At 30.7% G+C, this 11,573-nt stretch carries 10 protein-coding genes; 5 read left to right on the plus strand and 5 right to left on the minus strand.

Going from position 1 to position 11,573, the window contains the following annotated elements; translation table 11 throughout:
* Both HZY82_RS05980 and HZY82_RS05985 read right to left on the minus strand, forming a co-directional pair.
* Positions 1-1,512, minus strand: a complete 1,512-nt coding sequence (locus tag HZY82_RS05980; RefSeq protein ID WP_135156335.1) for an ABC transporter ATP-binding protein — start codon at positions 1,510-1,512, stop codon at positions 1-3.
* Positions 1,513-1,669: 157 nt separating this feature from the next.
* Positions 1,670-2,767 carry a BMP family lipoprotein gene (locus tag HZY82_RS05985; protein WP_179939017.1) on the minus strand — a complete coding sequence of 366 codons (1,098 nt, stop codon included), beginning with the start codon at positions 2,765-2,767 and terminating at the stop codon, positions 1,670-1,672.
* A 348-nt stretch (positions 2,768-3,115) separates the two neighbouring features.
* Here HZY82_RS05985 and HZY82_RS05990 point away from each other — a divergent pair, with 348 nt between their 5' ends.
* Both HZY82_RS05990 and HZY82_RS05995 read left to right on the plus strand, forming a co-directional pair.
* The gene (locus tag HZY82_RS05990) at positions 3,116-3,940 is read left to right on the plus strand and encodes a purine-nucleoside phosphorylase (RefSeq protein ID WP_179939019.1); all 825 of its coding nucleotides are present in this window, start codon (positions 3,116-3,118) and stop codon (positions 3,938-3,940) included.
* A gap of 19 nt (positions 3,941-3,959) precedes the next feature.
* A complete protein-coding gene (locus tag HZY82_RS05995; protein WP_135156332.1) occupies positions 3,960-4,385 on the plus strand; it encodes an HIT family protein in 426 nt (141 codons plus the stop codon).
* A gap of 268 nt (positions 4,386-4,653) precedes the next feature.
* Here the strand turns inward: HZY82_RS05995 and pcp are convergent, their stop codons facing one another.
* Complete coding sequence (pcp, locus tag HZY82_RS06000; RefSeq protein WP_179939021.1) at positions 4,654-5,298, minus strand: pyroglutamyl-peptidase I; 645 nt, start codon at positions 5,296-5,298, stop codon at positions 4,654-4,656.
* A 126-nt stretch (positions 5,299-5,424) separates the two neighbouring features.
* Between pcp and HZY82_RS06005 the strand changes: the two genes are divergently transcribed.
* From HZY82_RS06005 to hpf, 3 genes are all read left to right on the plus strand, one after another.
* Positions 5,425-6,912, plus strand: coding sequence for a helicase-related protein (locus HZY82_RS06005; protein WP_179939023.1), 1,488 nt, complete (start codon positions 5,425-5,427; stop codon positions 6,910-6,912).
* Complete coding sequence (locus HZY82_RS06010) at positions 6,912-7,505, plus strand: ComF family protein (protein ID WP_179939025.1); 594 nt, start codon at positions 6,912-6,914, stop codon at positions 7,503-7,505. Before HZY82_RS06005 ends, HZY82_RS06010 begins: the two co-directional genes overlap by 1 nt.
* 123 nt (positions 7,506-7,628) lie before the next feature.
* Positions 7,629-8,174, plus strand: coding sequence for a ribosome hibernation-promoting factor, HPF/YfiA family (gene hpf, locus HZY82_RS06015; RefSeq protein ID WP_135156328.1), 546 nt, complete (start codon positions 7,629-7,631; stop codon positions 8,172-8,174).
* Between the two features lie 186 nt (positions 8,175-8,360).
* On the opposite strand, the gene tkt is transcribed toward hpf, so the two are convergent.
* Both tkt and ulaG read right to left on the minus strand, forming a co-directional pair.
* Positions 8,361-10,331 (minus strand): transketolase, encoded by a 1,971-nt coding sequence (tkt, locus tag HZY82_RS06020; RefSeq protein ID WP_179939027.1) that lies wholly within the window; start codon positions 10,329-10,331, stop codon positions 8,361-8,363.
* A 72-nt stretch (positions 10,332-10,403) separates the two neighbouring features.
* The gene (ulaG, locus tag HZY82_RS06025; RefSeq protein ID WP_135156326.1) at positions 10,404-11,498 is read right to left on the minus strand and encodes an L-ascorbate 6-phosphate lactonase; all 1,095 of its coding nucleotides are present in this window, start codon (positions 11,496-11,498) and stop codon (positions 10,404-10,406) included.
* Positions 11,499-11,573 lie beyond the last annotated feature (75 nt).

The raw sequence follows: 11,573 nt of genomic DNA on the forward strand, positions 1-11,573 counted from the left end.
TTACTTCTTAACTCCAGCCATTAATAGACCAAGTTGCTCTTTAGTTACATTTTCATCATTATCAACAACATCAATAATATTACCATTATGAATTACTGCAATTCTATCTGATAATGTTAAAATTTCATCTAAATCATATGAAATTAGTAATACAGCATTCCCCTTATCACGGTAATTTATTAACATCTTATGAATTCCGTTGATAGCTCCAACATCTAATCCTCGTGTTGGTTGAGTTGTTACCAATAATTTAGGCTCCATTTCTAATGCACGACCAATGATTAATTTTTGTTGATTACCTCCTGACATTGAACGTGCAGAGATATTTTCATCTCCAGCTTTACGTACATCATATTTTTCACATAATTCTTTAGCAAATTTTGTAATAGTCGCTGGCTTTAAAAATCCTTTACTTGCAAATTTTTCTGTATAGTAATTTTCTAATATTGAATTTTCCTTTACAGAAAAATCAAGAACTAAACCATCTTTATGTCTATCCTCAGCAATAATTTCTAATCCTACTTCTTTCCTTTGAGATGTAGATAGTTTTGAAATTTCTTGTCCGTCAAAAAAAATCTCACCTTTTGTAGATTTCAATAAATTGTTAAGGACTTCTACAAATTCTTTTTGTCCGTTACCATCAACTCCAGCAATTCCAAGAATTTCTCTTTCTCTAACTTCCAAATTAAAGTCGTGTAATTTATCCTTTTTCTCTTCTGTATCAGCATATAAAGATTTTATCTCTAATGTTTTCTTAACACCATCTCTAGAGCGTTCATAATTAATTTTCTCTAGATCTTTTCCTATCATAAGACTTGCTAACTTTTCTTTTGGAGTAGCTGCTACTTCTACAGTTCCAAAATACTCACCACGACGAATAATAGAACAAGAATCAGCTACTGTTTTTATTTCATTTAATTTATGAGTAATTAATAAAATAGTCTTACCTTCTGCTTGTAAGTTTTTAATGATAACTAAAAATTCTTCAATTTCAGCTGGTGTTAACACTGCTGTAGGTTCATCAAATATTAAAATATCTGCATCACGGTAAAGCATCTTTAAGATTTCAACACGTTGTTGCATACCTACTGTTATATCAGAAACTAAAGCTGTGGGATTTACTTCTAGTCCATACTTTATAGATAAATCATGAATTTTCTTTGAAGCTTCCTCTATATCAATCTTTCCACCTTTAACTTCTTCCATTCCTAAAATAATATTTTCAGCTACAGTGAAGTTTTTTATAAGTTTAAAGTGCTGGTGTACCATCCCGATTCCTAATTCATTTGCATGTTTAGGATCCTTGATTTTTACTTCTTTACCATTTAATTTAATAACACCTTCTTCCTGTTGATACATACCAAAAAGAACAGACATAAGAGTTGATTTACCTGCACCATTTTCTCCTAATAATGCATGTACTTCATTCTTTTTAACCTGAATTGTTATATCCTTATTTGCGTAGAAGTCACCAAACTTTTTCGTTATGTTTAGCATCTCTATTGCATACATATAAATAAATACCTCTCTTAAATTTTGTACACTATAATTATAATATATTTTTCTAAAAATGTATATCTTTTGTACAATAAAGTAAGCGATTACTTTGTCTGTTTTCAACCATCTATAAAAAAGAGAAGAACAAATGTTCTTCTCTAAGTTTTATAAATTAAAGTTCACCATTAACTTTAGATTTATCTTTTACTTCATCAGCTTTAGTTGCTAATTTTACTTTACCTGATTTTAACTCTTCTACTACTTCATTTACTTTCTTAGTAGTTTCTTCAGTTAAGTTAGGGTTTTTCTCCGGTAATCCAACTCCGTTATCTTTGATTGATAATACTTGAGCATTAGATTCTCCACCTTTGAATGATCCTGATTTAATTTCATCTAAAACTTTAGTTACTGCTACATCAATACGTTTAACAGCTGATGTTAAGATTACAGATTTTTCTACATCTTTTCCATCTTTATCTTTAGCTTTAAATAATCCTTCTTCATATTGGTCTTTATCAACACCAACTACCCAGTGCTTAATGTCACCAGATTTTAAGTCATTAGTAGCTCTCTCTTGAGCTTCTTTAATAACTCCAGTACCAGTCCCTCCTGCTGCTGCGAAGATAATATCAGCACCTTGGTCATACATTGTAGCTGCTAATGTTTTACCTTTTGCTGCATCAGTAAATGATCCTGAGTATTGGTAGAAAATTTCGATATCTTTGTTAGCAGCTTTAGCTCCCTCAACAAAACCGATACCAAATTTTTCTACTGCAGGAATTTTAGCTCCTCCAACGAATCCTAATTTTCCTGTTTTAGATTGTAATGCTGCCGCATATCCAGCTAAATAAGCAGTTTCATTTTCTTGGAATGTTACAGAAGAAACATTTTCTTTGTCAACTACTGCATCTAATAGTATGTATTTTTTATCCTTGTATTTATCAGCTACTGCTGGTAATTCTTTTTCAAAGTAGAATCCTGCAATTGATACTACGTCTGAAACTTTAGAAGCAGTTTCTAAGTTTGGAGCAATTTTATCATGGCTCTTAGTTTCAATTGCTTGTAGAGCTTTTCCGTTATTAGATTTTACCCATGCTTCAACAGCCTCAACGTTAGATTGGTTGAAAGATTTATCTTTGGCTCCACCTTCATCAGTTACAACCCCTACCTTTAATGAGTCATTAGCAAATGCTGGTGTAGCTGCTGTAAAACCAGTCACTGTTAACGCAGCAGATAAAGCTACTGCTAAAAATGAAAATTTCTTTTCCATAGTAATATATCCCCTTTAAATATTTATATTGGTTTACAATTACATGATAACATATCAAATAATAAATATCAATATTTTTATCATATTTTTATTGAAATTATTTTTAACATTCGTAATAAATGGTTTTCTGTCATATATAGACAAGTTCAGGAATAGCTATTGTTCAGAAAATGTAAATTTTCAACGTTGAGATCTTTTTCTGTTTTTCATTATTTTACATACATAGGGTTAAATCAATATTCATCTATTCGAACATTTACAAAATTTTTATAGATTTATTTTTCATTCTATTTTATTTATCTTTTTGATATAATTAATTTATATACTAATGAACAAAGGAGTAATAATATGACTTATTATGAAAATATAGTAGATACCGCTAAATTTATCAATAATTTCTACGGAGAAAAAATTGATTATGCTATCGTACTTGGTTCTGGGATTACATTAGAACTTGAAAATCAAAAAGACTTACCTTATGCAGAAATTCCTCTTTTCCCAGGAAATAAATCAACAAGTCACGTTGTGGGTCACGCTAATAAATTAACTTTTGGAAAAATTTCTGGTAAAACCGTTATGGTTTTTAACGGAAGACTTCATTACTATGAGGGACACTCTATGAAAGATGTTGCCTTTATGACTTATGTTACAAAATTTATGGGAATTAAAGGACTATTTATTACTAATGCTTGCGGTGCAATCAATACAGATTACCAAGTTGGAGATATTGTATGCTTAGATGACTTTATTTCTCTAGTATCTAACAATCCATTAATCGGTCCTAATGATGATAGACTAGGTCAGAGATTTGTTGACATGACAAATCCTTTCAATCCTAACCTAGTAGAAAATTTAAAAAAATCTGCTGAAGAACTTGATATTAAATTAAATCATGGAACTTATGCGTTTTTTATGGGACCTTATTTCGAAACTCGTGCAGAAATTCGTGCCTTTGAAAAAATGGGTGCTGATCTAGTTGGTATGTCGACTGTTCCAGAAATCATTGCTGCTAATCACTCAGGGTTAGCTGTGGCAGTTTTATCATGTGTAACAAATATGGCAACTGGTATCCAAGATAAAAAACACGATCATACTAACGTAGTTGCTACGGCACAGAAGATTTCTATTAATCTTAAAAAATTACTGGCAAAAACATTAGAAAAATTAGACTAAACATTACAGGAGAACCACTATGGATAAAACAATTTTTGAAAAAATCTTAGATAAAGAAATTCCTTCTTACAAAATTTACGAAGATGAACATGTATATGCTTTTTTAGATGTATTTCCAATCACTAAAGGCCATACTCTAGTAATTCCTAAAAAACATAGCCGAAATATCCTAGATTGTGAAGCAGAAACGGCTGCTCACATTGGAGCTGCTCTACCTAAGATTGCTAATGCAGTAAAAGATGCTTTCAATCCTGATGGAATTAATATTATTCAAAACAACGAAGAATATGCAGGACAAAGTGTCTTCCACTTACACTTCCACATTATCCCAAGATATAAAGATAAGCACATCAACTTTGATAATCTAGAAGTTAAATGGCCACCACAAAAATTAGAAGCTGCTGACTTTGAAGAAATTCAAAATAAAATTACTAGCAAATTGTAAAATTAATTCTAATCTTAATTATTATTTTATTGAAATCAGTAAAATGAAAAGATAATAAAATTAAACTACTCAGCTTAAAAAATTAATCTCTATACTTAAAGTATAGAGATTTTTATTATCACAAATTTTTATTTTCATATTTTGAAAGTAATTCATTAATTTACCATCTTTTATCCATCTATTAGAGCAATATCTCTAACTCCTTTTAAGTCTACTAGTAATATTTTAATTGTTTTATTGTGATTTGTTCTTAATTAATTTTCTTACATTAGTCTTCTTTTCCTCCCGTTACTTTTAAATCACATTTATCCCTGTAGTCAACTATAGTTTGAATAGAAGATATTATTGCTCTTCTCATATCATCAAATTCCATCATAGGCAACTCTCTACCTTTCAATTGTTCTGGCAAGTAAGGAATATGTATAAATCCTGCTTGTATATTCAAATTATTCTTCTCCGCATAATACAGAACTTGATACATAATATGGTTACATACAAAAGTCCCTGCTGTATTGGATACTTCTGCATTTATTCCTATTTTTTTAATATTCTCTACCATTGCTTTTATCGGTAGAGTAGAAAAATATGCTGCTTTCCCATCTTCCCTTATTACATCGTCTACTGGTTTATTACCCTCATTATCAGCAATTCTTGCATCATCTATATTTATAGCAATCCTCTCAGGACTAATCCCACTTCTCCCTCCTGCTTGCCCTAAACAAAGTACCACATCAGGAGAAAATTTTTTTATTTCTTCAAATAGCATCTGGGCAGATCTACCAAAAACTGTCGGTATTTGAATCCTTCTAAGTTCTGCATCTGCAATTTTATTTGGTAATGATTTTACCACTTGCCAAGATGGATTTAGTTCTTCTCCTCCAAAAGGATCAAATCCTGTTACTAATATTTTCATAATTTCCTCCAAAATTTATTTTTACCTATTATAGCATTTTTCTATGCTATCAAACAAAATATAGGGTTTTCATAAAGTATATATTTTGCTAAAATATAAGTAGATCATATCTTAGGAGATTATTTTATGTATTTTTCTAGCAACTTAGAATTTATACCAGCTTTTTTCCATATCCACTACTCAAACTATGATGAAAAAATTAAGAAAAATTTACTTGATGAAATTTATCAAGAATATACAGATTCTACTTTTACAGATATTGAAGTTGAACAAATTTTCTTCGAATTAAAATATGGCAACTTTAAAGAGATTATTGATTTAAAATTTTTAAATTCCTACAGGGGTAGAATTTTCTCTATTGACCAATTAGTCAAGAAAAAAATTAAAATTCACTATTTGGAAAAAGCAAATTGTATTGAAGTCATATCAACTATTAGAGATTCCAAATGTCTTATGTGTTCTTCAAAAAATCTTTATAGCTATTATGCTTCTTTTGATAAAATTACTTATTGTCTAGATTGTATAGATTTTGGTATTTCTAAATCAAATGAAATAAGATTTTTAATTAATAATTATAAAAATGAGCCTTGTCATTTTACCATACCCTCTATAGCCTTATCAGACCAGCAGAAAATTGCATCAGATTTACTAGTAGAGAACTCTAAAGCAAATAAATCATCTTTAATTTGGGCTGTTTGTGGTGCTGGTAAAACAGAGATTATCTACAAACTTATAAGTAACTACCTAAAGGAAAATAAAATTATATGTTTGGCAATACCTAGGAAAGATATAGTCAATGAACTTGCTAGCAGAATTAAAAAAGATTTTTCTTTAGAAATTAATCTTCTTCATGGAGATGATAAAAAATTTTTAGGATCTAATTTCTATATTATGACCTGTCACCAGTTATTTCATTACTATAAATTCTTTGACCTAATAATTGTAGATGAAGTTGATGCCTTCCCCTACAATGGCAATGATGTATTAGAATATGGTATGAAGAAAGCATTAAAAGATCAAGCACCTCTAATTTTTTTATCTGCTACACCTTCCAAAAAAATAAAAAAATCAGTAGATTCAGTCTATAAACTTCCTATTCGTTATCATGGAAATTTACTTCCTGTTCCAAATCTTAAAATTCATAAAGATTTTAATAAAAATATATTTTCTACTAATATTTTGGATACTTTAGATAAAATTATTAGGTCCAGTACAAATAAAAATAGACGACTTCTTATATTCGTCCCTACAATTAAGATTGGTGAAGAACTAGCTAAGTCTACAGCTTATAATTTTGTATCCAGTAAAACTGAAAATAGAAATGATTTAATAGAAGGATTTAGAAATAAAAAATTTAATGTTCTAATTACTACAACTATATTAGAACGTGGTCTTACCTTCGATTACTTGGATATTGTAGTATTCCATAGTTCACATAAAACTTTTTCAAAAGAAGCCTTAATACAAATTTCTGGTCGGGTTGGTAGAAAAGCATATGATCCTAGTGGCTCAATAATTTTCTACAGTGGTGAACATACGAAAGCTATCAAATCTGCTATTAAAGAAATAAAATACATGAATGAACTAGCCAAGTATAGAAAGTTGGTGAAATGATGAATTGTGAATTTTGTTATAAAGACTTAAATACTAATTTTTCTTTTATAAATCTCTTTTCATTTAATAAAGAAAATTACTGTGAGCATTGCAAAGAAAAACTATCTTTAAAAGTATATAAGCACAAATCTTATAAGCTCTATTATTTGGCTCACTATGAATTTATAAAAGATAAAATTTATTCTATAAAATATTTTGGTGATATAAAAAAAGCTGAATCATTTAAAGCTGCCTTAAATAATTTTTTACAAAAAAATCACTTTGATCTAGTTTTAATTGCTCCCAGCAATAGAACTAGAGAAGCTATAAGAGGTTTTAATCATGTAAAAATAATTTGTGATATAGCAGAAATACCCTATAAAGACATCTTTATTGAACCCTATAGACTTAAACAGTCAAAACTTTATTCAGAAAGAAAATATCATAATTTTTCTTTAAATAAAGATTTCACTAATAATATTATCTCAGCTAAAAGTATCCTAATTATCGATGATATATTTACCTCTGGCAATACTTTAGAATCTTTAGCACTTGTTCTTTTAAAAATAAATAAAGAACTAAAAATTTCATTCCTTTGTTTAGGAAAATCATAGAATAGGAAACCTTTACAAATTGTGTTGACTTTTTTTTACTTTAGAAGTACAATATAAGTAAGAAAATAAAACGGATACATAATCCAATGAGTAGTCATTTACTCATGAAAGGAGTGCTTAAGCATGCTAAGATATCAAGTAAGAGGAGATAACATAGAAATTACACCAGCCATCAGAGACTATATCGAAACTAAAGTTGCTAAATTAGAAAGATACTTCTCTAATGAATTGAATGCTAATGTTTATGCCAACGCTAAAGTTCGTAAAAATGGGGAACAAAAGATTGAAATTACAGTTCCTTTGAAAGGACTTACTCTTCGTGCAGAAGAAGTAAATAGCGACCTATATGCAGCTGTAGATTTGACAGTAGATAAATTAGAGAGGCAAATAAGAAAACATAAAACTAGAATTAATAGACGTAGTCGTGAAAAAGGTTCTATTAATCATGATTTATTAACTAATGAACTTGAATCTTATGAAGAAGAAAAACACGAATTTGTAAAAATTAAAAAAATTCCCGCTAACTTAATGTCTAAAGATGAGGCTATTTTACAAATGGAATTATTAGGTCACGATTTCTTCGTTTTCTTAGATGAAGATACTAATGAATTTTCAGTAATTTACAAACGTAAAGATGGGCAATATGGTGCCCTAGAATTAGAGAGATAAGCTAGTAGTTGTCTTTTTAATATATAAAAAATAACTAGAAACATTTGATTAAGGATAAAATTACTATACTTAATCAGATGTTTCTATTTTAAGATATACTAAACTTAATTTTAATTTAATATTATCCAAAATATAAAATAAACTGACAAGATTAAAATTCTTGTCAGTTTATTTCTATATGATTAATTACAATTCTTTAGCTAATCTTACAAGGTTCTCAACAGTAAATCCATATTTTTCTATTACTGTTGCTGCCGGTGCTGATGCTCCAAATGTATCAATTCCTAATACTTTTCCATCTAAACCAACATATTTATACCAACTTTGGCTTGCTCCCATTTCTATAGCTAGACGACGTCTTATAGTTTTTGGTAAAATTTCTTCTTTGTAGTCTTCTTCTTGTTCATCAAATAGTTCTGTTGATGGAACTGATACTACTCTTACCTTGATTCCTTCTTTTTCTAACTCTTTTGCTGCTTTTATTGCAAGATTTACTTCTGATCCACTTGCTAATAAAATTCTGTCAAAGCCTTCTGCTTCATATACAACATAAGCACCTTTGCTTACCTTATCAAAATCAGTAGATTCTTCAACTATCAGGTTTTGCCTAGTTAAGACTAGTGCTGTTGGCCTTGTTTTGCTAGTTAAGGCTAAATACCATGCTCCTTGAGTTTCTCTTGCATCCGCCGGTCGTATAACATTTAGATTTGGAATTGCTCTAAGTCCTGCTAAGTGTTCAATTGGTTCGTGTGTCGGACCATCTTCTCCTACTGCAATTGAATCGTGTGTAAAGACATATGTTACTGGTAATCCCTGAAGTGCTGATAATCTCATAGCTGCTTTTAGATAATCCGAGAATACAAAGAATGTTCCTCCATATACTCTTAATCCTCCATGTGCTGCCATACCATTTAGAATTGCTCCCATGGCAAATTCTCTTACTCCAAATTGAATATTTCTATTTTTTGGATTCTCTGCATCTTGTAATCCCTCACCTTTTATGTATGTCATATTTGAGTGCGCTAAGTCTGCAGACCCTCCTAAAAAGTTTGGCAATTTGCTTGCTGCTACATTTAAAGCATCTTGGCTTGAATTACGAGTTGCTTGTGAATATCCTGCTTCTATTTTTGGAAAATCTTCTGCTTTAATCTCTACTGGATCTTTTCCTGCTAGGATATCTGCAACTTCTTCTGCTAGTTCTGGATATGTTCTCTTGTAATCTTCTACTAATTCTAACCAAGCCTTATATTCTTTCTCTCCTCTATCTGCAACATTTACTTTGAAATCTTCATATACTTCTTCTGGAATTTCAAACTCTTTGTAAGACCATCCCATATTTTCTTTTGTAGCTTTAGCCTCGTCAAATCCTAATGGAGCACCATGTGCTGCATTTGAATCCACTTTATTTGGAGATCCTTCTCCAATTCTAGTTTTTATTTCAATTAATGATGGTTTTTTAGATGCTTTGGCTTCTTCTATTGCTCTGTTAATTGCATCTATATCTTTTCCATCCTCTACTAAAGAAGTATGCCATCCATATGCATTATATCTTGCTCTTACATCTTCTGTAAACGTGTCTGCTGTTGATCCATCTAAACAAATATTATTTGAATCATATAGAACTACTAATTTGTCTAATCTTTGGAAACCTGCATATGATGCTGCTTCTGATGATACTCCCTCCATCAAGTCACCATCTCCACATATTACATATGTATAGTGGTCAAATATTTTATGATTTTCTTTATTATATTTAGCCGCTAAATATCTTTCTGCTTGTGCGAATCCCACTGCTGTTGAGATACCTTGTCCTAAAGGTCCTGTTGTCGCATCTACTCCTGCTGTATGACCTAACTCAGGATGCCCTGGAGTTTTCGATCCCCATTGACGGAAGTTTTTTAATTCATCTATAGTCATTTCTTCATAACCTGATAAATGTAGCAATCCATATAACAACATAGATCCATGACCTGCAGATAATATAAATCTATCTCTATTTATCCAATTTACTTCTTTTGGATTAATTGTCATATGTTTTGTAAATAAACTGTATGCCATTGGAGCTGCTCCCATTACTATCCCTGGGTGCCCAGATTTTGCCTTTTCAATTGCGTCTATTCCTAACATTCTTATTGCATTTATTGATTTGTTTGACATAATTATCTCCTTAATTTTAAATTTATTTAATTTAAATGTGCCGTATAGTAACTATACGGCACATCATTATTTTTATAGCAAGGCTTTAAATTGGATATTTGATTCTTCTAAGAAGCAGTCATCAAATCCTCTTGGGTGATGGTATTCAATCTTATCTTTGTCTAATGGATAAGTATATTTACCTCCTACTTCCCAAATAAATGGATGGAAGTCATATTGTAATCTTTCTTTACGCATCTTCCATAGTTCTAATATTTCATCTGTTGATGCCATAAAGTTAGACCAAATATCATAGTGTACCGGAATAATTACTTTAGCTCGTAAGTTTTCTGCCATACGTAGTAAATCTATAGATGTCATTTTATCTTGGATACCAACTGGATTTTCTCCGTAGTTGTTTAATGCAACATCAATTTTGAAGTCTCTACCGTGTTTTGCAAAGTAGTTAGAGAAGTGTGAATCCGCTCCGTGATAAATTGTTCCACCTGGAGTTTCAAATACATAGTTTACAGCTTTTCTTGCCATTTCTTCGTCAGTCACTGCAAGTCCTGCTAACTCTCCAGCATTTTCTTCAGCACCTTGAACAGGTAAAGTTACTAAACATGTTCTATCAAATGATTCAACTGCATGTACTTTTAGGTCTTTAAACTCAAAGCTTTCTCCTGGTTTAATTACCATTATTCTTTCTTCTGCAACTCCCCATTTTTTCCAAATTTCTCCACACTCGTATGGTCCTACAAATTTCACGTGGTCTAATTTTGGATTATTAATAATAGCCGCTGCTGTATTAATATCCATATGATCACTATGGAAGTGTGATACCAAGTAGTAATCTAATTCATTAATTGCGAATGGATCAATTACCATTGGTTGTACTCTTAAGTTTGGTTGTAATTTTCTAACACCTGCCATATTAGCCATTTGGTGTCCTCTAACCATATCTTTTACTTTTTTAGTTGATTTACCTCTTGATGACCATAAATCCATAACAATGTTAGCTCCACCTGGTGTTTTTACCCAAACACCACAATTACCTAACCACCACATAGCAAAGTTTCCTTCCGGAACCACTTCTTCTTCAATTTCTTCATTTAGCCAAGTTCCCCACTCTGGGAATGTGCTTAGAATCCACGATTCTCTTGTTACTTCTTTTACATTTTTTGCCATTAGTTACTTCCTCCTACTAATTTATTGGTTTTGCTTACATTCTTATTATAGGCCATATTTTCATACTAAAAAAGA

This window comes from Gemella sp. GL1, assembly GCF_013415365.1.
Classification (GTDB): Bacteria; Bacillota; Bacilli; order Staphylococcales; family Gemellaceae; genus Gemelliphila.

Coding starts and splice junctions, on each gene's coding strand:
- pcp (WP_179939021.1), bottom strand. CDS start 5,298: ATGAAAATATTAGTAACAGGATTTGATCCTTTTGGAGGAGAAGAACTA.
- HZY82_RS05985 (WP_179939017.1), bottom strand. CDS start 2,767: ATGGAAAAGAAATTTTCATTTTTAGCAGTAGCTTTATCTGCTGCGTTA.
- HZY82_RS05990 (WP_179939019.1), top strand. CDS start 3,116: ATGACTTATTATGAAAATATAGTAGATACCGCTAAATTTATCAATAAT.
- HZY82_RS05980 (WP_135156335.1), bottom strand. CDS start 1,512: ATGTATGCAATAGAGATGCTAAACATAACGAAAAAGTTTGGTGACTTC.
- ulaG (WP_135156326.1), bottom strand. CDS start 11,498: ATGGCAAAAAATGTAAAAGAAGTAACAAGAGAATCGTGGATTCTAAGC.
- tkt (WP_179939027.1), bottom strand. CDS start 10,331: ATGTCAAACAAATCAATAAATGCAATAAGAATGTTAGGAATAGACGCA.
- HZY82_RS06005 (WP_179939023.1), top strand. CDS start 5,425: ATGTATTTTTCTAGCAACTTAGAATTTATACCAGCTTTTTTCCATATC.
- hpf (WP_135156328.1), top strand. CDS start 7,629: ATGCTAAGATATCAAGTAAGAGGAGATAACATAGAAATTACACCAGCC.
- HZY82_RS05995 (WP_135156332.1), top strand. CDS start 3,960: ATGGATAAAACAATTTTTGAAAAAATCTTAGATAAAGAAATTCCTTCT.
- HZY82_RS06010 (WP_179939025.1), top strand. CDS start 6,912: ATGAATTGTGAATTTTGTTATAAAGACTTAAATACTAATTTTTCTTTT.